Here is a 22,675-nt window from a genome sequence, read left to right as displayed (position 1 = left end):
CTCAACTAACGTCGATTCGTGTCGTAGTTTATGTACAGCCGGGGCTGAATTCCCTGCGCTAAGTCAATTTTGAACCAGTGTGGGGGCGTGGCCATGTATATCACGCAGATCGAAGTATCGCAGGTGACCGGCCCCGCCGGGGCCGGTCCGGCAGCGGGCTTCGTATCGCTGCAGTCGGATCAGGGTCATGTCCAGATGCATTGCGCGGTTCCCGACACCACCCCATCGACCCGCCGCGACGCGCTGATCGCCGAAGCGGTTCGGCAACTGGAACGGATGCCGGAATTCCGCAGCGGCGCACGCAAGCTGTCCTTCGCGCCCGAGGTTCTGGGGATTCTGGCTGCCATCCCGGCCGCTGCTTGACGCATCCGCCATATCCCGCGAAAAGGGCGAAACCTTCCAGCAGGAGCGCCCCCCATGTCCGATGACCGTCTTATCGTAGCCCTCGATGTTCCCAACGCCCTCGAAGGGCTGAAACTGGCCGAAAAGCTGGGCGATGCGGTGTCCTTCTACAAGATCGGCCTTGGCATGCTGACCGGCGGCGGCTTGGCCCTGGCCAATGAGCTGAAGCAGGATTTCGGCAAGCGCATCTTCCTCGACATGAAACTCTTCGACATCGGCGCGACGGTGGAAAACGCGGTGCGCGGGCTGGCGCAGTTCGACCTGGATTTCCTGACCGTGCATGGCGACCCGCATGTGGTGCGCGCCGCCAAGGAAGGCGCGGCGGGCAGCGACACGAAAATCCTTGCCGTGACGATCCTGACCTCGCTCGACCGCGATGACCTGGATGCCAGCCTGATCAAGCCGGGCAAGGTGGCCGACCTGGTGGTCGAACGCGCCGCCCGCGCGTTCGAGGCGGGCGCCGACGGCGTCATCGCCTCGCCGCGGGAAGCGGCGATGATCCGCGCCCTGCCCGAATCCCAAGGCCGGCTGATCGTCACCCCCGGCGTGCGCCCCGCAGGCGCCGCCCTGGGCGATCAGAAACGCATCGCCACCCCGGCGCAGGCGGTGGCCGACGGGGTCGATCACATCGTGGTGGGCCGCCCCATCTGGCAGGCGGAAGACCCGCGCGCCGCGGCCGAAGCGATCCTTGCCGAAATGAACAGCCCGCAGGCGAAGGCGCCCAACCGCTGAGCTTTAGCGTGGTGCGGGCTTCCCGCCCCTCTCAGCGCCCGCATTCCCCCAGATAAAGCCGCAGCCGTTCGGCGAAATGCGGGATCGCCCGGGGATGGTTCAGATAGGTTTCCGCCGCCATCAGTTGCCAGCACTGACCTTCGTCGCCCAGCCGGATATCTGACTCCCGCGAGGCCTCCAGATGCGCCGCGAAGAACCAGACCGGCAGGCTGCCCTCGCGCGGGAAATCCCGTTTCCAGACCAGATCGCGGGGCTGCAACGCGATCGCCAGCTCCTCGCGGGTTTCACGGATCACGCATTGTTCCGGCGTTTCGCCGGGGTCGCGTTCGCCGCCCGGGAAATCCCAGTGATCCGGCCAGGGAATATGGGCGAAATCATCGCGCAGGATCACTGCCAGTTGGTCACCGATAAAAAGCAACAGCTTGGACCCGGCGAATGCTGTAACCTGCGTTTCGATACCCATATACCTGTCCTTGCCTGCCCCGGGGAAACACCGACGCCATGCCTTCGCTTTGTCGAGATTGCCTGACCAGTTATGACACCGGCCCGCGTTGCCCCGCCTGCGGCCGCCCGAGAATCGTGCGCCATCCTGAACTGTTTTCGCTGTCCATCGCACATATGGATTGCGACGCATTCTATGCATCGGTGGAAAAGCGCGACAATCCCGAACTGGCTGACAAACCCGTGATCATCGGCGGCGGCAAGCGTGGCGTGGTGTCCACCGCCTGCTATATCGCGCGCATTCGCGGTGTGCGGTCCGCCATGCCGATGTTCCAGGCGCTGAAGCTTTGCCCCGACGCGGTGGTGATCCGGCCGCGGATGGAGGTCTATGCCGAAGTGTCGCGCGAAATCCGCCGGATGATGGAGGACCTGACCCCGGACGTGCAGCCGCTGTCGCTGGACGAAGCCTTCATGGACCTCAGCGGCACCGAACGGCTGCACGGTGCGCCGCCCGCCGTGATGCTGGCGCGGCTGGTCAAGCGGATGAAGGACGAACTGGGCGTCACCGGGTCGATCGGGCTCAGCCATAACAAGTTCCTCGCCAAGGTCGCCTCGGACCTGCAGAAACCGCGCGGATTTTCGGTGATCGGCGAGGCGGAAACCGCCGACTTCCTGCGCGACAAACCGGTGCGGATGATCTGGGGCGTCGGCCAGGCGACGCAGGCGGCGCTGGACAAGGCGGGCATCCGCACCTTCACCGACCTGCTGCGATGGGACCGCGAGGATCTGAATCAGCGCTTCGGATCGATGGGCGACCGGCTGTGGCACCTGGCGCGCGGCCAGGACAAGCGCCGCGTCACCGCGCATGAACCGGTGAAATCGATTTCCAACGAAACGACCTTCGCCGAAGACACCTCCGACCCCGATATCCTCGACGGGCATCTGTGGCGGATGGCGGAAAAGGTGGCCGACCGGGCCAAGGCCAAGGGGCTGGCGGGCCGGGTAGTGACGCTGAAGCTCAAGCGGGCCGATTTCAAGGCGCTTAGCCGCCGTCACAAGCTGCACGGCGCGACGCAGCTGGCCGACGCGATCTATCGCAATGCCCGCGCGCTTTACGATCAGGTGCCCGGCGACGGGCCGTACCGGCTGATCGGCGTCGGCATTTCCGAGCTATGCCCCGAATCCCAAGCCGATCTGTCGGGTGACCTGCTCGATCCCGATGCGGCGACCCGCAGCAAGGCGGAACGCGCCACCGACGCGATTCGCGAACGCTTCGGCAAGGATGCGATCAGGAAAGGCCGGGCGCTGCGCTGATCACTCCGCCGCCAGTTGCCGGTCCTGCGTCCCGATTTCCGCGATCCGCGCGATGACCCCGCGCAGCAAGCGGCGGAAGGCGGCGAAATCGTCACGCGGGCGGATCGCCTTTTCATCCATGTAAAGCGACCGGTCGATTTCCACCTGCACCGTGTGCTGGCGCCGCGACGGGCGGCCGTAATGCTGCGTGGTATAGGCCCCGGCGAAGGGCGCATTGCGCGACACCCGCAGCCCCGCATCGCGGAACGCCGCTTCGATCTGATCGACAATCTCGGCCGAGGCCGACGCCCCGAACCGGTCGCCCAGCACGATATCGGGGCGCGGCGCGCCGGAACGCACGATATTGTCCAGCGCCTCATGCGGCATCGAATGGCAATCGATCAGGATCGCTTCGCCGAAACGGGCATGCGATTCGTCCAGCAGCTTCTGCAGCTGCCGATGATAGGGCACCCAGTAGCCGTTGATTCGCCGCTGCGCCTCGGCCAGCGATATCTTTCCGTTATAAATCGCCCGCCCATTGGCCACCACGCGCGGCACGATGCCAAGGCCCGACGCGATTCGCGGATTGTGGCCGCCGCCGCGCACCCCCTCGATCAGCGCCGGGTCCAGTTCCTCGGCGGCGCGATTCATATCGATGAAGGCCCGCGGCGCCCCGGCCATCAGGAACGGCGCCCCGAACCGCGGCGCACAGTCGAACAGCCTGTCAACGAAGGCATCTTCGGAACTGCGGATCGCGAGACGGTCCAGCACTGTACGTTTCATCAAGGATGCGGGATAATCGCGCCCGCTATGGGGCGACGCGAAAACGACGCTTGTGCTGCGTTTGTCGGGGTGAACGATCTCGAATGCGACCTGGGGCAAGACGGGCTCCTTTACAGGAAATATCATAGCCCGATTATTCTTGTTGCCAAAAGCCCTTGATCCCCCCGCCGACTCCTTTTATAGAGCGCGAACCGGCGCGGAATTCCGCGCCCCTTTCTTTAGGGGCTCGGGGCCAAATCGGACAAATACGGGCGATTAGCTCAGCGGTAGAGCACTTCGTTGACATCGAAGGGGTCACAAGTTCGATCCTTGTATCGCCCACCATTTCTTCGCTTCACAGGAAGCGACCCGCAAACCAAGGCGCAAAGGCGCGCCGCGAATGAAGGAGAAAGGCCATGAAGGTCAAGAACTCGCTCCGCTCGCTGAAGCAGCGTCACCGCGACTGCCGTGTCGTGCGCCGTAAAGGCCGCGTTTACGTGATCAACAAGACGCAACGCCGCTTCAAAGCCCGCCAGGGCTAAGCGAAGCTTCCAGAGCTTGAAAAAAGACCGTCCTGATTTCAGGGCGGTCTTTTTCTTTGCGCGATTCGCGGGCGTTTCGCTATGCCTTTGAACACCCGGTGCATCCCCCGCGCACCGTCCCGTCGGCCATCTGATCTGTGTCATAAAAGAATAACCCGAATCACCGCATGGATGTTCGGGCAGTCCTCAGCGAACGAGATCCGACATGACCGCGCCTGCCTCCAAACACCCCAAGCCGACCGTTGTGCCGCTTTCCAAAGACGCGAAGCCGCAACCGCCCGTCGCCGATGAAAAGCCGCCGGTCCCCCCCGCCGCGGCACAGGCCCCCGACATCCACCCGCATGACGCGCTGGACCGGACGCTGCGGGCGGCGATGGCCAAGCTCACCTCCGGCGTGTCGCCCTATGCGGCTTCTGAGGCCTGGGTCGACTGGGCCGCGCATCTGGCCGTGTCCCCGGGGCGGCAGGCCGAACTGATCGGCCATGCGCAAAAGAACATGTTCAAGCTCGCCGCATTTGCCGCGAACCAGTTTTCCGACGACCCGGAAATGCCGTTCCGCCCCAACGGCAACGACCACCGCTTCACCCATCCCGATTGGGCCAAGCCGCCGTTTTCCATGATGCAGCAAAGCTTCCTTGCGATGCAGGACTGGTGGAACCATGCCACCACCGACACCCCCGGCGCGCAGAAGAAGAACACCGACCGGGCCGCCTTCATGATCCGGCAGATCCTGGACACGGTATCGCCGTCGAACATGCCGCTGCTGAACCCTGAAATCCTGGAAACCGCGCGCGAAACCAAGGGGCAATCCTTCTTCGACGGGCTGCAGAACCTGGCCACGGACATCGAACATTACATCACCGAAGAACCGTTCGAGGCGCCCGAGGGCCTGCGCGTCGGCGAAAACCTGGCCGCGACGCCGGGCAAGGTGGTGTATCGTAACACCTTGTTCGAACTGATCCAGTACAGCCCGCAGACCGAAAAGGTGCATGCCGAACCGATCCTGATCGTGCCGGCCTGGATCATGAAATATTACATCCTCGATCTCAGCCAGCACAATTCGCTGATCCGTTACCTGGTGGCGCAGGGCTTCACCGTCTTCGCCATGTCCTGGGTCAACCCGACCGCCGATCAAAGCGACCTGTCGATGGAAGATTACCGGCAGGACGGCGTGATGGCGGCGCTCGACGCCGTTTCCAACATCGTGCCGGACCGGAAAATCCACGCCTGCGGTTATTGCCTGGGCGGCACCATCCTGTCGATCGCCGCCGCCACCATGGCGCGCGACGGCGATGACCGTCTGGCCTCGGTCACGCTGCTGGCTGCGCAGACCGACTTTTCCGAAGCGGGCGAATTGCTGCTGTTCCTCGACGAAAGCCAGGTCGCCTTCCTTGAGGACATGATGTGGTCGCAGGGCTATCTCGACCGGCAGCAGATGAGCGGCGCCTTCCAGGCGCTTCGGGCCGAAGACCTGGTCTGGACCCGCGCGGTGCGGCGCTACCTGATGGGGATCGAGGACCACCAGGCCGACATTTCGGTCTGGAACATGGACGCGACGCGGATGCCCTACCGGATGCATTCGCAATACCTGCGCGGCTTGTTCATGGAAAACCGGCTGTCCGCCGGGCGCTTCGCCGTCGACGGGCGGGTGATCGCGCTGAAGGACATCAAGGCGCCGTTCTTCGTCGTCGCCACCGAAAAGGACCACATCGCGCCCTGGCGGTCGGTCTACAAGACCAAGCTGTTCACCGATGGCGACCTGACCTTCGTTCTGACCAAGGGCGGCCATAACGGCGGCATCGTCAGCGAACCGGGGCATCGCAACCGGCATTACCGCATCGGGTTCCGGCCCGCCGACGCGCTTTACACCGACCCCGACAGCTGGGTCGCGGCGCATGACACCAAGGACGGGTCGTGGTGGCCGGAATGGTCCGCCTGGCTGGGCAAGGCGCAAGGCAGCGACACGCTGGTCGCGCCGCCGCAGATGGGCGCCCCCGGCAAGGGATACCCGCCGATGGAAGCCGCGCCGGGCACCTATGTGTTCCAGAAATAAATAAGCGCGGCCGGTCCCCGGACCAGCCGCGCTAGGCTCAATCGGGCTTGATGCGATCCAGCAGCAACCGGTCCAGCGGGATGACATTGGGGAAAGTCGTCCGCTCCAGTTCCGCGATCCGTCTCCTGGCGGCGGCGGTATGGCGGCTGGCGGGGAACCTGCGCACGAAGTCGCGATAGGCGGCAAGGGTATCGAGCCGCCGCGCCCTGTCCCAGGCGGCCTCTTCCCGCCGCGTGCGATCCAGTTCATCCAGCCGGCGGCGCGCGCCGTCGGCATAGATGCCGTTGGGATAGCGATCCAGATAGGCGTTCAGCCCCGCGATCGTCCCAAGCGCGCCGGTCAGGCCCCAATACTCCCGGTCCGCCCGTTCCAGTTCGCTGCGCCGCTGCGCCGCTTCACGGTGGATCTGCGTCACCTGCGGCGCGGTCAGGTATCCGGTCTGGGCATATTGCCGGCTGGCCTGGAAATTTCGGATCGCGGCCCGGGTTCTGGGGCCAAACACACCGTCCACGCCGCCGGTCCCGAATCCCAGCAGTGTCAGGTCGCGCTGGATCGAAATACGATCGTTGCGCGACAGGCCCAGGGCCTGTTCCTCGGCTTCCGCACGGCGGCGGGGATCGTCCTGTGCGGCCGCGATCAGGCGGCGCGCTTCTGCCGCGAACAGCCCGTTCGGAAAGCGGTTGAGATAGGACCGGTAGGCGTCCACCGTGCCCAGGTCACGCACTGCGCTCCAATAGGCGCGGTCGCTGTCATCGACACGGTTGACCGCCTCCCGCCCCAGTGGGCGGTCGTTGGGCAGATAGCCCCGCAGCGCGACACCACTGGGCAAGTTGCGCGCGATCTGTCCCAGCGGCTGCCGGGTGCCTGTCACCGCCTTGCGCACCAGCGGCATCAGCTTGTCGGCGGGCCCATCCATCACCGCGACGCCCTCTGCCGGCGCCAGGACCCGCGCGCCCACCCGCAAGCCGGGCCCGGCCGCTTCGCGGCTGCTCCAGGTCGGCGCGACCACCAGCAGGCCATGCCCCTCGTGATCGCCCAGCACCTGGTTCAGCCCGCCCAGCGACACGCCCAGGCGGCCGACCGACAGCGCCGAGGGCGTTTTATATTCCTTGCCTAAAAGCCAGCTGTCGGTGGCAGTGGCCACAACCCGCCCCGAAACGACCACGACGATCCGGTCGGCATCGCCCCTGCCAATAGCGTGGCGGAACTCCTCCGCGGCACTCACCATGATCGCAGTCTGCCGGTTCGGACCGCCGAACACCTCGAACCCGGCGTCGCGCAGCATGTCCCGCCATTCGACGAAGGACGCCGCCTGCGGCTCCGCCGGGGCGTTGTCATAGGTCCGGTTGGCCAGGATCAACGCGTAATCCGCGGCCCTGGCATCGGGGCTCCAGAGCAGCAGCGCAGCGGCAATAGCGGTGAAAACGGATGGTATACGCATGGCAGTTCCCCCTTGGGTTCTGCCGCCAGCTTAGTCCTATGTGCGCGGATTCTCGATCACTTTTCCGTCGTTGGGTAAATATCCCGGCGCAATCCGCTGAATCTTGCCTGTCGTCTTCGGCAGCTCGACGCGCGACAGAACAGAGGCGCCACGGTTTCGATCTGCACCGCCATCATGCCCATTTCGCCATCGCGCCCGGCGATCAGCTTCTGGCCGGACGGAGAGCGCTTGAGCCAATCCCCGTCCGACTGAACACGGTCAAGGCTGAACGGGTTTCGGCTTGGGTTGGCCGGGCTGAGGCTGTCCGGGTTGGGGCTGGTCAGGCTGCGGCTGAACAGGTTGGGGCTGGGTGGGCTGCGGCTGAACCGGCTGAGGCTGGACAGGTTGGGGCTGCACAGGCTGCGGCTGTACCGGCTGAGGTTGGACAGGTTGGGGCTGAACAGGCTTGGGCACGACAGGAACGGGCACGGGGACGGGTAGGACAGGAACGGGTTTCACACGATGCTGCTCCGCCTCGCGGTGAATCTGCCTCACCTGCTGCGCGGTCAGGTATCCGGTCTGGGCATAGTTCCGGCTGGCCTGGAACCGCCGGATGGCGGCCCGGGTCTTGGGTCCGAACACACCGTCCACGCCGCCGGTCGAAAAGCCCAGCAGCGTCAGCTCGCGCTGAAGGGTAAGCCGCTCGTTGCGGGTCAGGCGCAGGGTCCGTTCCTCGGCTTCCGCGCGGACGCGCGGGTCGCCCGACGCAGCGGCCAGGATCAGCCGCTCCGGCTCGTTTGCCTGCTTGTTCGCCTGAACCGCGCCAGAAACACGGTTGGGATGAGAATCATGGACCCCGGCCGCACCTTGGTCACGCAGCGCGCTCAGCTGGGCGCTGACCTGTTCGGCGGGCAGGGCCACCGCGTAACCCGCTGCCCCTGCATGAGAATTCCAAAGCAGAGAGGCGGCGACAAGGCCGGTAAAGACGATTGTTTTTTGCATGGCAGAATCCCCTTGGGTTGTACTGCCAGCTTAGTCGTATGTGCGCTGATCCTCGATCACTTTTCCGTCGTTGGGCAAAGATCCCGGCGCGACCAGCTGAATCTTGCCCTTCAGCTTCAGCAGATCGACCACCGAAGAGGCATAGGCATCGGGGTCCTGCGCCTGGGTTTCGATCTGCACCGTCATCACGTCCATTTCGCCGTCGCGCCCGGCGATGACGCGGGCCTTGACGATCTCGTCATGCTTGGCGACCAGCTGCGCCACCTGTTCGGGGCGCACGAACATGCCCTTGATCTTGGTGGTCTGATCGGCCCGGCCCATCCAGCCCTTGATCCGGATATTGGTGCGGCCGCAGGGGCTGTCGCCCGCCATCACCGCGCTCAGGTCGCCGGTGGCGAAGCGGATCAGCGGGTAATCGGGGTTCAGCGTGGTCACCACGACCTCGCCCACCTCGCCCGGGGCGACCGGATCGCCGGTGCCGGGGCGGACGATTTCGACGATCACGCCCTCGTCGATGATCATGCCTTCCATCGCCTCGGATTCATAAGCGACGTTGCCCAGATCGGCGGTGGCATAGCACTGCATGCAGGCGATGCCGCGATCCTTGTATTCCTGCCGCAGCGACGGGAACAAAGCGCCGCCGCCGACTGCGGCCTTGGTGATGTCCAGCTTCAGCCCCATCGCCTCGGCCTTATCGAGGATGATCTTGAGATAATCGGGCGTGCCGGCATAGGCGGTCACGCCCACGTCATGCGCCGCGCGGGCCTGCAATTCGGTCTGGCCGGTCCCGGCGGGCAGCACCGCCGCTCCCACCGCGCGAGCGCCGTTTTCGAAAATCATCCCCGCCGGAGTCAGGTGATAGCCGAAACAGTTCTGCACGATATCGCCGGTGCCGATGCCGCAGGCATGCAGGAACCGGCCCATCCGCCACCAATCGTGATCGGTGCCGCCCGGTTCATAGATCGGGCCGGGCGACTGGAAGATATGCGCGAATCCGCTGGCCGGTTTCGTGGTCAACCCGCCAAACGGGTAATCGCCGCCCTGCGCCCGGCTCAGATCCGATTTGCGCAGCACCGGCAGCGCGGCCAGATCGGCCACCGATTTGATCGCGCCCGCATCGACATCCTTCAGGCTGTCGCCATATCCGGACAGGGCCTGCGCGCGGGCAATCTGTCCGGGCAGGGCCGTGGCCAGGGCGGCGGCGCGTTCGTCGGCGCTGCGGGTTTCGAGATCGTCAAAAAAGCGGCTCATAGCAAAACTCTCCGGTGCGGGTGTCTTCGCATTGTTGCACCCGGCTGATTGGCATCCAGCTGGGGCAGGGACCGCGCCCTGCCCGTTTCATTTTTTTCTCAGCTCAGCCAGCGCTTGCGGCGGCGGTAGGACCGCACGTCGCGGAAGCTCTTGCGGCCTTCGTCGGACATGCCGAGGTAGAATTCCTTCACGTCCGGGTTTTCGCGCAATTCCGCGGCGGGGCCGTCCATCACCACACGCCCCGATTCGAGGATATAGCCGTAATGGGCGAAGCGCAGTGCGACATTGGTGTTCTGTTCCGCCAGCAGGAAAGTGGTGCCTTCCTGTTCGTTGAGGTTCTTCACGATGTTGAAGATTTCCTCGACCAGCTGCGGCGCCAGGCCCATCGACGGCTCATCGAGCAGGATGGTTTCGGGGCGGCTCATGATCGCGCGGCCGATCGCCACCATCTGCTGTTCGCCGCCCGAGGTATAGCCGGCCTGGCTTCTGCGGCGTTCCTTCAGACGCGGGAAATATTGATAGACCATGTCCAGGTCCGCATCGACCGCACCCTTGCCGTCCTTGCGGGTATAGGCGCCGGTCATCAGGTTTTCTTCCACCGTCAGGTGTTCGAAACAATGGCGGCCTTCCATCACCTGGATCACACCCCTGTCGACCAGCTCGGCCGGGCTCAGATCCTGCACGCGGTTGCCGCGATAGGAAATGTTGCCCTTGGTCACCTCGCCGCGTTCGGAATGCAGCAGGTTGGAAATCGCTTTCAGCGTGGTGGTCTTGCCGGCGCCGTTGCCGCCCAGCAGCGCGGTGATCCCGCCCTTGGGAACCTTCAGCGACACGCCTTTCAGCACCAGGATCACGTGGTTGTAGATCACCTCGATATTGCTGACCTCCAGAAGGGTCTCGTCGGTGGGTCCTGCATCCAGCATCTGCATTAACTTTCTGGTTATCGGTTGGTAGGGTTCCGGCCACGCACCAAGGCACGCGGCCGGAACAGCGGGAGGATTAGTTACAACCCGGGGTGATGTTGTTTTCCTTGGCGTAAGCCTCGGAATCGGCTGCGACCAGCGGTGCCAGGACGTCCTGATCCGACTGCATGTAGTCGGTGATCATCTTCCATTCACCGGCTTTCGCATCCCACTGGGTGACCGCGCCGAAGCCGTCGCCGCCGTGGTTTTCACAGCTCACCTTGAAGGACGGGCCGAAGTTCGGCAGACCCAGAGCGGTCATCTTGCCTTCGGTCATTTCCAGGTTTTCCATGCCGTCGCGCATCATCGCGGGGGTGATCGCTGAGGTGCCGTGGATCTTCTGGGCGGTCTTGGCCGCTTCGGCTGCCAGCATCGCGGCGTAAAGACCGCGGTTGTACAGCACGGTGCCGATCTGGTCGCCAGCGCCGGCCGCCAGGCCCGCATCGACGACGTAATCCTGGATGTCCTCGTACAGCGGATAATCCGAACCCACGTTGTGGAAGGTCAACGCCTTGTAGCCGTCAGCAGCTTCGCCGGCGGGCTTCACGTCGTTTTCCGAACCCGACCACCAGATGCCGATGAAGTTTTCCATCGGGAAACGGATGTTCACGGCTTCCTGGATCGCGACCTGGTTCATCACGCCCCAGCCCCACATGATCACGTAGTCGGGACGTTCGCGGCGGATCTGCAGCCACTGCGATTTCTGTTCCTGACCGGGATGGTCGACCGGCAGCAGGCTCAGATCGTAGCCGTGCTTCTTCGACAGCTCTTCCAGGGTCCGGATCGGTTCCTTGCCGTAGGCCGAGTTGTGATAGACCAGCGCGATCTTTTTGCCGCTGATGTCGCCGCCGTTGATGTCCAGCAGGTGCTTGATAGCAACCGACGCGCCGTCCCAGTAGTTGGCCGGGTAGTTGAAGATGTTGCTGAACACCTTGCCGTTCTTGGCCGAGGTCCGGCCATAACCCATCGAGTGCACCGGAATGCCGTCAGCGGTTGCTTTGGGGATCAGCTGATAGGTGATGCCAGTCGACAGCGGCTGATAGACCAGAGCGCCGCTGCCCTTGGTCGATTCATAGCATTCCACACCTTTCTCGGTGTTGTAGCCGGTTTCGCATTCCACCAGGTTGATCTTCTCGCCGCCGATGCCGCCATCGCGTTCGTTCAGCAGGGTAAAGTAGTCGGCATAGCCGTCGGCAAACGGAATGCCGTTCGCGGCATAGGGGCCGGTCCGGTAGCTGAGCGACGAGAAGGTCAGGTCAGCCATGGCCGGCGATGCCGCCACAAGAGCAGCCACAGCTGCCGTGATCAGTTTCATTTTCATCGGTAAAATTCCTCCCTTGGCATATCCGATGGTTGGGTGCCGGGGGTTTGCCCCCGGACTTATGGCAGGGCCCGTCCTCAGTGCGGGAAGGGCCAAAGCCTTAGTTTCTCCTTGGCGACGCGCCACAGCTGCGCCAGCCCATGGGGTTCGGCGATCAGGAAGATGATGATCATCGCCCCCACGATCATGAATTCCAGATGCGCGGCCAGGTCGGTCGGCCAGCCCAGCATGCCCACCAGCACGTTCTTCAGCAGCACCGGCAGCAGCACCAGGAAGGCCGCTCCGGCGAAGGAACCGAAGATCGATCCCAGGCCGCCGATGATCACCATGAACAGGATCAGGAACGACTTGTTGATGCCGAAGGCTTCGCCCACTTCCACCGCGCCGAGATAGACCGAGAAGAACAGTGCGCCCGACACGCCGATGAAGAAGGAACTGACGGCGAAGGCGCTGAGCTTGGACTTCAGCGGGTCCACCCCGATGATTTCCGCAGCGATATCCATGTCGCGGATCGCCATCCATTTGCGGCCCTGCATGCCCCGCGTCAGGTTCCGCGCCAGCAGCGCGCAGATGGTCACGAAGACAAGGCAGAACAGATAGGTCGCCCAGGCGCTGGTATGCGGGCCGGTCACGGCGATGCCGAACACGGTGCGTTCCGGCGCCGAAATCTGCCCCGAGGCCGAGTGGTTGTAGAACCACGGCACCTTGTTAAACAGCCACACTAGGAAGAACTGCGCCGCCAGGGTCGCCACCGCCAGGTAGAATCCCTTGATCCGCAAGCTGGGCAGGCCGAAGGCCACGCCGACCAGCGCGGTCACCCCGCCGGCCAGCAGCACGTGGAAGAAAATGCTCACCTCGGGGAAGGAGGTCATCAGCTTGTAGCAGGCATAGGCGCCCACCGCCATGAACCCGCCGGTCCCCAAGGACACCTGGCCGCAATAGCCAACCAGGATGTTCAGCCCGATCGCCGCGATCGAATAGATAAGGAACGGCATGAAGACCGCGTTCACCCAGTAATCGTTGATCACCACCGGGACGATCAGGAAGGCGAAAAACAGGACGAAGTAATACCGGTACCGGTCGAACTTGATCGGGAAGGTCTGGTTGTCGTCGACATAGGACGTTTTGAAATCGCCCGCCTCACGATAGAACATGTTTAATCCTCTTCGAATTCCGCGCTCAGAGCGGATGCTCGGACTGGGCCCGGTTGCGGGTCTCGGCGTCCAGCTGTTTGGTCTTTTTGGCGTAGCCGCAGTCTTCGGCGCAGCAGCACAGTTTCAGGTAGGCAAAGATCCCCACACCGAAGCCCACGAATGCCAGGGCCGACGCGATGATCAATTGTCGTTCAGAGAAGTCCTCCCCGGCCAGCGCGAGATATCCGAAGGACCAGAAACCGGCCCATGCGATTACGTTGATCACGGCGAGGAACTTTCTCATGGCTTAGACCCTTTCGATGATTTTCTCTCCGAACAGACCCTGCGGGCGGAACACCAGGAACAGCAGCGCCAGCACATAGGCGAACCAGTTCTCGGTCGCGCCGCCGACCATCGGGCCGACGATGAATTCGAACATCTTTTCGCCGACCCCGATGATCAGGCCGCCGACAATGGCGCCGGGGATCGAAGTGAAGCCGCCCAGCATCAGCACCGGCAGCGCCTTCAGCGCGATCAGCGACAGCGAAAACTGCACGCCCGACTTGGCGCCCCACATGATGCCCGCGACCAGCGCGACGAAGCCCGCGACCGACCACACCATCACCCAGATGAAGTTCAGGCTGATGCCCACTGACAGCGCCGCCTGGTGGTCGTCGGCCACCGCGCGCATCGCCCGGCCCTGCTTGGTGTACTGGCTGAACAGCACCAGCACGATCACCAGGATGGCGGCGATACCGGTCGCCACGATGTCGAGCTGATCCAGGAAGAAGCCGTAGAATTCCTCGTTGCCGAAGCCCAGCCACTGGCTGTTTTCCTCGATCCAGAAGCTACCGCCCTGGGGCAGGCCCACGTCGAGCTTCTTGATGTCCGAGCCCCACATCAGGTCGCCGAAGCCTTCCATGAAATAGGCCAGGCCGATGGTCGCCATGAAAAGGATGATCGGTTCCTGCCCCACCAGGTGGCGGAACACGAATTGCTGCACGCAATAGGCCAGCACGATCATCACGCCCATGGTCAGGATGATCGAAATCAGCGCGTTCACATGCCATCCGAAATGGTGCACGTCGGTGCCCAGCATGGCGTTGATCAGGTGGCTGAACGGCACCTGGCCATCCATGATCCCCACCAGGGTCAGCGCCGCGAACAGCGCCATCACGCCCTGGGCGTAGTTGAAGATACCGCTGGCCTTGTAGATCAGAACAAAGCCAAGCGCGACGAGGGCATAAAGAACGCCCGCCATCAGGCCGTTCAGAAACACCTCGGCCCCGAAAAGTAATTGCGTCGGCATCCGTTATGCCCCCCTACCCTTTTGAATTCCGTGCGAAAAATCAGTCATGAGCCACCCCCAGATAGGCGTCGATCACGTCTTGATTGTTGCGCACTTCATCCGGGGTTCCGTCCCCGATTTTCTTGCCGTAATCCATCACGACCACCCGGTCGGACAGGTCCATCACCACGCCCATGTCGTGTTCGATCAGCGCGATGGTGGTGCCGAATTCGTCGTTCACGTCGAGAATGAAGCGGCTCATGTCCTCTTTTTCCTCGACGTTCATCCCCGCCATCGGTTCGTCCAGCAGCAGCAGCATCGGTTCGGCTGCCAGCGCCCGGGCCAGTTCGACCCGTTTCTTCAAACCGTAGGGCAGACGCGCGACCGGCGTCTTGCGGATCGACTGGATTTCCAGGAAGTCGATCACCTTTTCGACCACTTCGCGGTTTTCCACCTCTTCGCGCTCGGCCTTGCCCTTCCAGATCGCCTGCTGGAACATGCCGGCGTTCATGTGGTTCAGCCGCCCGGTCATCACGTTGTCCAGAACGCTCATGCCTTCGAACAGCGCGATGTTCTGGAAGGTCCGGGCGATGCCCTGTTGGGCCACCTGGTAGGGTTTCATCGGCGGGCGCTTGGCGCCCTTGAACCAGACTTCGCCTTCCTGCGGCACGTAGAACCCGGAAATCACGTTCAGCATCGACGACTTACCGGCGCCGTTCGGGCCGATGATGGCGCGAATTTCGCCTTCCTTGATGTCGAAGCTGATATCGGTGATCGCCTTCACCCCGCCAAAGCGCAAGGTGATGTTCTTCATCTCCATCAGGGTGCCGCCGATCTTGCGGCCGTCCGCGGTGACGTATCCTTCTTCGTTGCTCATTCCGCTGCCACCTTCTGGGTTGCCACCGGCACCACCGCGGCGTCGATCAGTTTCAGCGTCGCGCTGATCGATCCCTTGCGGCCGTCCTCATAGGTCACTTCGGTTTCGGTGTAGATTTCATCCTTGCCGCCATAGAGCGCGTCGATCAGATCTTCGTATTTTTCCTCGATGATCCGGCGGCGCACCTTGCGGGTGCGGGTCAGTTCGCCATCGTCGGCGTCCAGTTCCTTGTGCAGCACCAGGAAGCGGTGGATCTGGCAACCCGACAGCATTTCGTCCTGCGCCACCGACCGATTGACCTCTTCCACGTGGTCCCGGATCGTTTCTAGGACCTTCGGATGACCGGCCAGTTCCTGATAGGACGTGTAGGCGATGTTGTTGCGTTCGGCCCAGTTGCCGACCGCGGACAGGTCGATGTTGATGAAGGCCATGCATTGATCGCGGCCATTGCCGAAGACCACCGCCTCAAGGATGTTGGGGTAGAATTTCAGCTTGTTTTCAACGTATTTCGGCGCGAACAGGCTGCCATCGGCCATCTTGCCCACGTCCTTGGCGCGGTCGATGATGCGCAGATGCCCGGTATCGGTTTCGATGAAGCCCGCGTCGCCGGTGGCGACCCAGCCTTCGGCATCCTTGGTCGAGGCGGTGCTTTCGGCGTTCTTGTAATATTCCTCGAACACGCCGGGGCTGCGATAGAACACCTCGCCACTGTCATCGATCTTCAGCTCGACGCCCGGTGCCGGCACGCCGACCGTGTCGGAGCGCACTTCGCCGTCGGGCTGCACGGTGATGAACACCGTCGCCTCGGTCTGGCCGTAAAGCTGTTTCAGGTTGATGCCCAGCGAGCGGTAGAAATCGAAGATCTCCGGCCCGATCGCTTCGCCCGCGGTATATCCCACGCGCACCCGGCTGAAGCCCAGGGTGTTCTTCAGCGGGCCATAGACGCACAGGTTGCCCAGCCAGTATTTGAACCGGTCGCCGAAGCCCACCGGCTTGCCGTCCAGGATCGACGGGCCGACCTTCTTGGCAAGGGCCATGAAGTAATCGAACATCCGCTTCTTCAGCTTGCCCGCGTCCTCCATCCGGATCATCACGTTGGTCAGCTGGGTTTCGAACACCCGCGGCGGGGCGAAATAATAGGTCGGACCGATTTCGCGCAGGTCCACCGTCAGGGTTTCGGCGCTTTCGGGGCAGTTGACGCAGAAGCCGCACCAATAGGCCTGCCCGACCGAGAAGATGAAATCGCCCACCCAGGCCATCGGCAGATAGGCGAGGATTTCCTCATTGCCGCGCAGATGGTCGAATTCGGCGGAATTCTTGGCGCTTTCGATCACGTTGCGGTTCGACAGCACCACGCCCTTGGGCTTGCCGGTGGTGCCCGAGGTATACAGCATCACGCAGGTGCTGGCGTAATCCAGCTTGGCCTCGCGACGGCGCAGCTCCGGGGTGAATTCTTCGCGAGCGGCATGGCCCTGTTCCTGAACATGGGCGAATTCGTGCAGCCGGGAATGGTCGTATTTCCGCATCCCGCGCGGATCGAGATAGATCATGTGCTCGAACTGGTGCAGGCGATCCTGAATCTCGATCACCTTGTCGACCTGTTCCTGGTCCTCGGCGATCACGAACCGCGCGCCGCAGTGATCCAGAACATAGGCCATCTCTTCGGCGGCGGCGTCCTGATACAGCGGCACCGGGATCGCGCCGACGGATTCGGCGGCCACCATCGACCAGTACATGTAAGGACGGTTGCGCCCGATGATCGCGATGAAATCGCCCTCGTTGACGCCAAGATTGATCAGACCCAGCGCGAGATTGGTGATCTCGGTTTCGGTCTCTTTCCAGGTCCAGCTTTGCCAGATGCCGAATTCTTTTTCGCGATAGGCGGGGCGATCGCCGTATTCGGTGGCGTTACGGTGCAACAACGCCGGGATGGACGCAAGTCCACCCGCCGCCTGTGACGGTTGTGCCAATTCTATTCCTCCCAAATGCTCGATAAGTCCGAGCGTGCGACCGAGTAGCCGCGATTCTCCCTCCTCCAAGGGATCGAATTAAAAATTCACCGTCAACTTTTTCCTGATCATTTCCCAATTGTAACGAATTGTAACAGCCGCAATCACAATGCTTTTCGCCGCCCTCCCAGGATGTTAGCCATGATACCGGGAGGAAAATTCATGGGCCGGAAACCCTTTGATACCGCAGCGATGACCATGGCCGGGCTGAATCTGATTCAGCAGGGCCTGTCAATTTACGACCGCGACCTGAAACTGGTCGCCTGCAATCGACCATTCCGGGAAATGTTCGACCTCGACAGCGCGCTGGTCCGCCCCGGCGCGGATTTCGAGGGCACCATCCGCTTTCTCGTCGAACGCGGCGAATATGGCGAGATCGACGATATCGAGGAAGCGATCCGCGTCCGGGTCGAACAGGCCAAGACCTTCACCCCGCATTACATGGAACGCAAACGCGCCAACGGTCATTGGATTTCGGTCGAAGGATCGCCGCTGCCGCAGGGCGGCTGGGTCACGGTCTATACCGACATCACCCGCGCCAAGCAGCAGGAGGAACTGCTGCGCGCCCGGTCCGAGGAACTGTCCGACAAGGTGCTGACCTATGCCGAACAGCTGGCCACCGCCAACCGCAAGCTTGCCGCGACCGTCACCGCGCTGGAAGAGGCCAAGCACCAGCTGACCGAAACCGAGGCCCGCACACGCCAGACCACCGAAATGATGCCCGCCCATATCGCCCATGTGGGGCTGGACCGGTATTACACCTTTTCCAACCGGAAACTGTCTTCGGTGATGCCGGGACGGCCGTCGAACATCGTCGGGCTGCATATCGCCGACGCCCTGGGCAAGGATATCTACGCCGCGATCCGCCCGCATCTGGAAGAGGCGTACTCGGGCACGCCTTCTGTCTTCGAATTCTTCGACGAATCCAGTTCCCGCCGCATCCGCGCCGCCTTCACCCCGGCGCAGGATACCGATGGCGGCGACGACGGCGTTTACATCCTGTCGATGGATATCACCCGCGAAACCCAGGCCCGTACCGCCCTGCAGCAGACCCGCCGCCGAGAAATGGCAGCGCAGCTGACCAGCGGCATGGCGCATGATTTTTCCAACCTGCTGACCATCATCCTGGGCAGCCAGTCGCGGTTGCAGAAAATGGACCTGCCCGCCGACGCCAAACGCCAGATCGAAGCCACCCTGTCGGCTGCGCATCGCGGCGGATCGCTGCTGAACCGGATCGCCGACATCACCGGCGCGCGCGAATGGAACCCGGTCCCGGCCGATGTCGGGCTGATGCTGGACGATCTGCAAATCCTCGCCGCCCCGGCGCTTCCGGCCAATTTTTCGCTCAACATCAGCAACCTTCTGCATGACAACCGGCTGATGCTCGATACTGGCATGTTGCAGGATTCGCTGCTGAACCTGATCCTGAACGCCCGCGATGCCTGCGGCAAATCCGGCCAGATCAGCCTGACCGTCGCCCCGGTGCAGAACCTGTGGGCCGAATTCATCCTCGACGACACCGGCCCGGGGTTTTCCGACACCGCGCTGGAACACGCTTTGGAGCCCTTCTTCACCACCAAGGGCGGCGAAGGGTCGGGGCTGGGCCTGTCGATGGTCTATGACATGACGAAACTCGCCGGCGGCCGCATCGGCGTGTCCAACACCGAAACCGGCGGGCGGGTGGTGATCCGGCTGCCGCTGCAACCCGCGCCGCCGCCGCTGGAACCGGGCCTGGTGCTGCTGGTCGAAGACAGCCCCGACCTGCGCGAAACCGTGCGCTCGATGCTGACCGCGCTCGGCAACACGGTGATCGAGGCCGAAACCGTGGACGAGGCGCTGGCGCTGCTCGACGGGTTGCCCGACATCGGGCGCATCCTGTCCGACATCACGCTGGCGGGGGAAAAGACCGGGCTCGATCTTCTCGACGCGCTGCCCTCCGGTCACCCGCCGCTGTCGCTGATGACCTCGCTGCCGCCCGACCACCCGATTTGCCAAATCGCCTCGACGCGGGCGCCTTTGCTGCGTAAACCCTTTACCCAGTCGCAGCTGACCACCTTCTTGCAACAGGAAGCCCTGCCCGAATGACCGCGCCCCTTGTCACCATCCTGGACGACGAACCGGAAATCCGGTCGATGCTGGCCGACGCGCTGAACGAGGCCGGGTTCCGCACCATGGGGTTCGGCCGTGCCACCGAATTCGAAGCGGCGTTGAAAACCGCCACCCCCGATGTCTGCCTGGTCGACCTGTCGCTGCCGGACAAGGACGGGCTGACCCTGGTGCACCGGCTGGCGCTGGAACAGGGCGCGACGGTGATCATCATCTCGGGCCGCGCGCAGGTGCAGGACCGGGTGACGGGCCTCGAACTGGGCGCCGACGATTACATCATCAAACCCTTCGACCCCGCCGAGGTGGTGGCCCGCATCCGCGCCCGGCTGCGCCGTGGGCAGGCAGCACCGCAATCGGGCAACACCGCCCGGTTCAACGGTTGGACCGCGCATTTCGACAGCTACATCCTGGAAGACGAAGAGGGCGTGGAAACCCCGTTTTCCCATGCCGAAGGCGAAGTTCTGCGGCTGTTCCTGGAACGCCCGAAACGGCTGATTTCCCGCGCGGTGATGCAGGAAACGCTGGGCGGGGCTGCGGGCGAAAGCTTCGACCGGGCGATGGATGTGCGGATTTCGCGGCTGCGTACCAAGCTGCGCGAGGACCCGAAAAACCCCCGCCTGATCAAGACGATCTACGGCGCGGGCTATATTTTCCTGGGCGATGTAAACTGGGGCTGAAAATTCCCTACGGCGGCGTAGGGACGGGCTTGATCCGCCCGAATCACCCGCCTAGAATCACCGCATGACCAGCTGCCTGCTCTATCGTCCAACACCCCAATCCTTCCGCCCGCGCTATTACCGGGTCGAAATCGCCATGAACCTGCTCGAAGAAGTGTCGGTGATGCGCGAATGGGGCATCAGCGGCGGCAAGGGGCAATCGCGGATCGACCTGTTCGGCAATCTGCGCCAAGCCTCGGAACAGGCCGACCGGCTGCGCAATGCGGCGTTGAAGCGCGGCTATCACCGCACCGACGCGGCCTGATCGTCAAACCCCGCCGATTTCTGCCGTTTCCGCGACGTGGGCCATTGCACCCACGGCCTGCTTTGCCTACCCATTCGGCGAACCGAAAAAGGCAGTGCCATGTCCACCATCATGCTTATCCGTCACGGCCAGGCCAACACCACGGCGCAGGACGAAACCAGCTATGACAAGCTCAGCGATCTGGGCGCGCAGCAGGCGGCCTGGCTGGGCGATCACATCCGCGCCACCGGCGAACATTTCGAACGGGTCTATTGCGGCACCCTGACCCGCCATATCGAAACCGCCCAGGCGATGAAGGCCGACGCGCATGGCGAGATCGTGCAGGACGAACGGCTCAACGAGATGGAATTCTTCACCCTCGCCACCCTGCTGAAGGATCAGCAGGGCATCAACCTGCCCGACAGCCGCGAAGGTTTCGTCGCCTATATGCCGATGCTGCTGGGCAAGTGGCAGGCCGGTGAAATCGCCGACACGCCCGAGACGTTTCAGGATTTCGAAACCCGCGTCGACGCGGTGATCAGCGACATCAACGCGGGCCACGGCCCCGCCATCGTCGTCACTTCCGGAGGGCTGATCGGCATGGTGATGCGGCACGTGATGGGGCTCGGCATCCCGGCCTTCGCCAAGGCCTGTATTGCCATCCAAAACACCTCGGTCCATCGTCTGCATCGCGTCGGCGACGACCTGGCGCTGACCCAGTTCAACGCGGTGCCGCACCTGGACCATCCCGACCGGCAATATGCCCAAACCCATCTCTGACGCCCTGCCCGACCGAAAGGACAGACACCATGACACATCTCTGGGTCCGCGCCGAACAGCGCCCGAACGAAGACCGGGTCGGCCTGACGCCCGAAGGCGCCGCCGCGCTGATCAAGGCAGGCATCCGCGTCACCGTCGAGGAAAGCAGCGTGCGCGCCATCCCTCTGAAAGGCTACCGCGACGCGGGCGCCGAGATCGCGCCGGAAAATTCCTGGCCCGACGCCCCCGCTGACGCCATCATCTTCGGGCTGAAGGAACTGCCCGAGGACGGCACGCCCCTGCCCCATCGCCACATCATGTTCGGCCATGCCTTCAAGGGGCAGCATTCGGGCAAGGCGCTGCTGGAGCGGTTCAAGGCGGGCGGCGGCACGCTTTACGATCTGGAATACCTGGTCGATGAGAACGGCCGCCGCGTTGCGGCCTTCGGATACTGGGCGGGGTATGCCGGGGCGGCGGTGACGCTGAAAACCTGGGCGGCGCAGCAGCGCGGCGAAATCTGTGGGCCCGTCGGTGTCTATCCCAGCAAGGACGCGCTGAACGCCGAACTGCTGGCCGAACTGGACGCGACCGGCACCGACCGACCCCGCGCCATCGTGATCGGCGCGCTTGGCCGCGTCGGCACCGGCGCGTCGGACCTGTGCACCGCGATGGGGGTCGAGGTCACCAAGTGGGACATGGCCGAGACCGCCAGCGGCGGGCCGTTCCCGGAAATCCTCGACCACGACATTTTCCTCAACTGCATCTTCGCCCGCCCCGGCACCCCGGTTTTCGTCCCGCGCGAAGCGCTGGATCAGCCGCGCAAGCTCAGCGCCATCGGCGACGTGGCCTGCGATCCGGACAGCGATTACAACCCGATCCCGGTCTATGACCGCGCCACCAGCTGGGCCGAACCGGCGCTGCGCGTGGCGACCGATCCGGTGATGGACGTAATGGCGATCGACAACCTGCCCTCGATGCTGCCGGTGGAAAGCTCCGAAGACTACGCGGCGCAACTGCTGCCGTCGCTTCTGACGCTGACCGATCTGGACAGCGGCGTCTGGGGCCGGGCCAAGGCCACCTTCGCAAGTCACATGGGCTGATCATGGAACTCTATATCGGGTATTTCGCCGGTTTTCTCGGCACCGTCTGCTGGGTGCCGCAGGCCTGGAAGGCCTGGGCGACCCGCGACACCTCCGGCCTGTCGCTGGCGGCGAACATTCTGTTTCTTCTGACCGTGACACTCTGGCTGGTCTATGGTCTGCTGGTCACCGACTGGCCGCTGATCTTTGCCAATGGCTGCGCGCTTCTGATCGTGCTGAGCATCGTCGCGGCGAAACTGAAATATAAATAAACAAGGGGAGC

The 22,675-nt window shown here is 63.4% G+C and carries 23 protein-coding genes and 1 tRNA gene; 12 read left to right on the top strand and 12 right to left on the bottom strand.

The genetic code is table 11. From position 1 onward, the window contains the following. The first annotated feature begins 93 nt into the window (after positions 1 to 93). Both GR167_RS10250 and pyrF read left to right on the top strand, forming a co-directional pair. Positions 94 to 363: a hypothetical protein gene (locus tag GR167_RS10250; protein ID WP_160973363.1), complete on the top strand. Its 270-nt coding sequence runs from the start codon at positions 94 to 96 to the stop codon at positions 361 to 363. Positions 364 to 417: 54 nt separating this feature from the next. Further along, positions 418 to 1,134 (top strand): orotidine-5'-phosphate decarboxylase, encoded by a 717-nt coding sequence (gene pyrF, locus GR167_RS10245; RefSeq protein ID WP_160973362.1) that lies wholly within the window; start codon positions 418 to 420, stop codon positions 1,132 to 1,134. A gap of 31 nt (positions 1,135 to 1,165) precedes the next feature. Here pyrF and GR167_RS10240 read toward each other — a convergent pair whose 3' ends face one another. Continuing rightward, entirely contained in the window at positions 1,166 to 1,597 is a 432-nt protein-coding gene (locus tag GR167_RS10240) for an NUDIX hydrolase (RefSeq protein ID WP_160973361.1), read from the bottom strand. Between the two features lie 38 nt (positions 1,598 to 1,635). On the opposite strand from GR167_RS10240, the gene GR167_RS10235 reads away from it, so the two are divergent. Next, entirely contained in the window at positions 1,636 to 2,889 is a 1,254-nt protein-coding gene (locus GR167_RS10235) for a DNA polymerase IV (RefSeq protein ID WP_160973360.1), read from the top strand. On the opposite strand, the gene GR167_RS10230 is transcribed toward GR167_RS10235, so the two are convergent. Then, positions 2,890 to 3,750, bottom strand: a complete 861-nt coding sequence (locus tag GR167_RS10230; protein ID WP_160973359.1) for an N-formylglutamate amidohydrolase — start codon at positions 3,748 to 3,750, stop codon at positions 2,890 to 2,892. It lies immediately after the preceding gene. A 150-nt stretch (positions 3,751 to 3,900) separates the two neighbouring features. Here GR167_RS10230 and GR167_RS10225 point away from each other — a divergent pair. The 3 genes from GR167_RS10225 (at position 3,901) to GR167_RS10215 (ending at position 6,225) form a co-directional block, all read left to right on the top strand. Further along, a tRNA-Val gene (locus GR167_RS10225) sits at positions 3,901 to 3,975 on the top strand. Between the two features lie 71 nt (positions 3,976 to 4,046). Next, entirely contained in the window at positions 4,047 to 4,172 is a 126-nt protein-coding gene (gene ykgO / locus GR167_RS10220) for a type B 50S ribosomal protein L36 (RefSeq protein WP_012177066.1), read from the top strand. A gap of 205 nt (positions 4,173 to 4,377) precedes the next feature. Further along, positions 4,378 to 6,225 carry a PHA/PHB synthase family protein gene (locus GR167_RS10215; protein ID WP_160973358.1) on the top strand — a complete coding sequence of 616 codons (1,848 nt, stop codon included), beginning with the start codon at positions 4,378 to 4,380 and terminating at the stop codon, positions 6,223 to 6,225. Between the two features lie 37 nt (positions 6,226 to 6,262). Here GR167_RS10215 and GR167_RS10210 read toward each other — a convergent pair whose 3' ends face one another. The 10 genes from GR167_RS10210 to GR167_RS10165 form a co-directional block, all read right to left on the bottom strand. Further along, on the bottom strand, positions 6,263 to 7,666 hold the full coding sequence (locus GR167_RS10210) for a peptidoglycan-binding domain-containing protein (protein ID WP_160973357.1): 1,404 nt from the start codon (positions 7,664 to 7,666) through the stop codon (positions 6,263 to 6,265). 258 nt (positions 7,667 to 7,924) lie between these two features. Next, entirely contained in the window at positions 7,925 to 8,647 is a 723-nt protein-coding gene (locus GR167_RS10205) for a peptidoglycan-binding domain-containing protein (RefSeq protein ID WP_160973356.1), read from the bottom strand. A gap of 30 nt (positions 8,648 to 8,677) precedes the next feature. Beyond that, a complete protein-coding gene (locus tag GR167_RS10200; RefSeq protein WP_160973355.1) occupies positions 8,678 to 9,898 on the bottom strand; it encodes a phenylacetate--CoA ligase family protein in 1,221 nt (406 codons plus the stop codon). A 98-nt stretch (positions 9,899 to 9,996) separates the two neighbouring features. Beyond that, complete coding sequence (locus tag GR167_RS10195) at positions 9,997 to 10,821, bottom strand: ABC transporter ATP-binding protein (RefSeq protein ID WP_160973409.1); 825 nt, start codon at positions 10,819 to 10,821, stop codon at positions 9,997 to 9,999. A 76-nt stretch (positions 10,822 to 10,897) separates the two neighbouring features. Continuing rightward, positions 10,898 to 12,181: an ABC transporter substrate-binding protein gene (locus tag GR167_RS10190; protein ID WP_160973354.1), complete on the bottom strand. Its 1,284-nt coding sequence runs from the start codon at positions 12,179 to 12,181 to the stop codon at positions 10,898 to 10,900. 77 nt (positions 12,182 to 12,258) lie between these two features. Then, on the bottom strand, positions 12,259 to 13,335 hold the full coding sequence (locus GR167_RS10185; protein WP_160973353.1) for a branched-chain amino acid ABC transporter permease: 1,077 nt from the start codon (positions 13,333 to 13,335) through the stop codon (positions 12,259 to 12,261). 25 nt (positions 13,336 to 13,360) lie between these two features. Further along, positions 13,361 to 13,618, bottom strand: coding sequence for a hypothetical protein (locus GR167_RS10180; RefSeq protein WP_160973352.1), 258 nt, complete (start codon positions 13,616 to 13,618; stop codon positions 13,361 to 13,363). Positions 13,619 to 13,621: 3 nt separating this feature from the next. After that, positions 13,622 to 14,623 carry a branched-chain amino acid ABC transporter permease gene (locus GR167_RS10175; RefSeq protein WP_160973351.1) on the bottom strand — a complete coding sequence of 334 codons (1,002 nt, stop codon included), beginning with the start codon at positions 14,621 to 14,623 and terminating at the stop codon, positions 13,622 to 13,624. A 40-nt stretch (positions 14,624 to 14,663) separates the two neighbouring features. Then, positions 14,664 to 15,479 (bottom strand): ABC transporter ATP-binding protein, encoded by an 816-nt coding sequence (locus tag GR167_RS10170; RefSeq protein ID WP_160973350.1) that lies wholly within the window; start codon positions 15,477 to 15,479, stop codon positions 14,664 to 14,666. After that, positions 15,476 to 17,449: an AMP-binding protein gene (locus GR167_RS10165; protein WP_160973349.1), complete on the bottom strand. Its 1,974-nt coding sequence runs from the start codon at positions 17,447 to 17,449 to the stop codon at positions 15,476 to 15,478. Before GR167_RS10165 ends, GR167_RS10170 begins: the two co-directional genes overlap by 4 nt. A 201-nt stretch (positions 17,450 to 17,650) precedes the next feature. On the opposite strand from GR167_RS10165, the gene GR167_RS10160 reads away from it, so the two are divergent. From GR167_RS10160 to GR167_RS10135, 6 genes are all read left to right on the top strand, one after another. After that, positions 17,651 to 19,573 carry a hybrid sensor histidine kinase/response regulator gene (locus tag GR167_RS10160; RefSeq protein WP_160973348.1) on the top strand — a complete coding sequence of 641 codons (1,923 nt, stop codon included), beginning with the start codon at positions 17,651 to 17,653 and terminating at the stop codon, positions 19,571 to 19,573. Next, entirely contained in the window at positions 19,570 to 20,271 is a 702-nt protein-coding gene (locus tag GR167_RS10155) for a response regulator transcription factor (RefSeq protein WP_160973347.1), read from the top strand. Before GR167_RS10160 ends, GR167_RS10155 begins: the two co-directional genes overlap by 4 nt. Before the next feature lie 64 nt (positions 20,272 to 20,335). Beyond that, positions 20,336 to 20,575, top strand: coding sequence for a WGR domain-containing protein (locus tag GR167_RS10150; RefSeq protein ID WP_160973346.1), 240 nt, complete (start codon positions 20,336 to 20,338; stop codon positions 20,573 to 20,575). 99 nt (positions 20,576 to 20,674) lie between these two features. Further along, positions 20,675 to 21,334: a histidine phosphatase family protein gene (locus GR167_RS10145; RefSeq protein WP_160973345.1), complete on the top strand. Its 660-nt coding sequence runs from the start codon at positions 20,675 to 20,677 to the stop codon at positions 21,332 to 21,334. Between the two features lie 29 nt (positions 21,335 to 21,363). After that, a complete protein-coding gene (locus tag GR167_RS10140; RefSeq protein ID WP_160973344.1) occupies positions 21,364 to 22,413 on the top strand; it encodes a saccharopine dehydrogenase in 1,050 nt (349 codons plus the stop codon). 2 nt (positions 22,414 to 22,415) lie between these two features. Then, positions 22,416 to 22,664: a SemiSWEET family sugar transporter gene (locus GR167_RS10135; protein ID WP_160973343.1), complete on the top strand. Its 249-nt coding sequence runs from the start codon at positions 22,416 to 22,418 to the stop codon at positions 22,662 to 22,664. Positions 22,665 to 22,675: the final 11 nt, after the last annotated feature.

It is taken from the genome of Thalassovita mangrovi, from assembly GCF_009857745.1.
In the GTDB taxonomy this organism is placed as follows: Bacteria; Pseudomonadota; Alphaproteobacteria; order Rhodobacterales; family Rhodobacteraceae; genus Thalassobius; species Thalassobius mangrovi.
The sequence above is the reverse complement of the archived record's forward strand: the minus strand, read 5'-3'. Positions and strand labels throughout refer to the sequence as shown.

Coding starts and splice junctions, on each gene's coding strand:
- GR167_RS10250 (WP_160973363.1), top strand. CDS start 94: ATGTATATCACGCAGATCGAAGTATCGCAGGTGACCGGCCCCGCCGGG.
- pyrF (WP_160973362.1), top strand. CDS start 418: ATGTCCGATGACCGTCTTATCGTAGCCCTCGATGTTCCCAACGCCCTC.
- GR167_RS10240 (WP_160973361.1), bottom strand. CDS start 1,597: ATGGGTATCGAAACGCAGGTTACAGCATTCGCCGGGTCCAAGCTGTTG.
- GR167_RS10235 (WP_160973360.1), top strand. CDS start 1,636: ATGCCTTCGCTTTGTCGAGATTGCCTGACCAGTTATGACACCGGCCCG.
- ykgO (WP_012177066.1), top strand. CDS start 4,047: ATGAAGGTCAAGAACTCGCTCCGCTCGCTGAAGCAGCGTCACCGCGAC.
- GR167_RS10215 (WP_160973358.1), top strand. CDS start 4,378: ATGACCGCGCCTGCCTCCAAACACCCCAAGCCGACCGTTGTGCCGCTT.
- GR167_RS10210 (WP_160973357.1), bottom strand. CDS start 7,666: ATGCGTATACCATCCGTTTTCACCGCTATTGCCGCTGCGCTGCTGCTC.
- GR167_RS10205 (WP_160973356.1), bottom strand. CDS start 8,647: ATGCAAAAAACAATCGTCTTTACCGGCCTTGTCGCCGCCTCTCTGCTT.
- GR167_RS10200 (WP_160973355.1), bottom strand. CDS start 9,898: ATGAGCCGCTTTTTTGACGATCTCGAAACCCGCAGCGCCGACGAACGC.
- GR167_RS10195 (WP_160973409.1), bottom strand. CDS start 10,821: ATGCTGGATGCAGGACCCACCGACGAGACCCTTCTGGAGGTCAGCAAT.
- GR167_RS10190 (WP_160973354.1), bottom strand. CDS start 12,181: ATGAAAATGAAACTGATCACGGCAGCTGTGGCTGCTCTTGTGGCGGCA.
- GR167_RS10185 (WP_160973353.1), bottom strand. CDS start 13,335: ATGTTCTATCGTGAGGCGGGCGATTTCAAAACGTCCTATGTCGACGAC.
- GR167_RS10180 (WP_160973352.1), bottom strand. CDS start 13,618: ATGAGAAAGTTCCTCGCCGTGATCAACGTAATCGCATGGGCCGGTTTC.
- GR167_RS10175 (WP_160973351.1), bottom strand. CDS start 14,623: ATGCCGACGCAATTACTTTTCGGGGCCGAGGTGTTTCTGAACGGCCTG.
- GR167_RS10170 (WP_160973350.1), bottom strand. CDS start 15,479: ATGAGCAACGAAGAAGGATACGTCACCGCGGACGGCCGCAAGATCGGC.
- GR167_RS10160 (WP_160973348.1), top strand. CDS start 17,651: ATGGGCCGGAAACCCTTTGATACCGCAGCGATGACCATGGCCGGGCTG.
- GR167_RS10155 (WP_160973347.1), top strand. CDS start 19,570: ATGACCGCGCCCCTTGTCACCATCCTGGACGACGAACCGGAAATCCGG.
- GR167_RS10150 (WP_160973346.1), top strand. CDS start 20,336: ATGACCAGCTGCCTGCTCTATCGTCCAACACCCCAATCCTTCCGCCCG.
- GR167_RS10145 (WP_160973345.1), top strand. CDS start 20,675: ATGTCCACCATCATGCTTATCCGTCACGGCCAGGCCAACACCACGGCG.
- GR167_RS10140 (WP_160973344.1), top strand. CDS start 21,364: ATGACACATCTCTGGGTCCGCGCCGAACAGCGCCCGAACGAAGACCGG.
- GR167_RS10135 (WP_160973343.1), top strand. CDS start 22,416: ATGGAACTCTATATCGGGTATTTCGCCGGTTTTCTCGGCACCGTCTGC.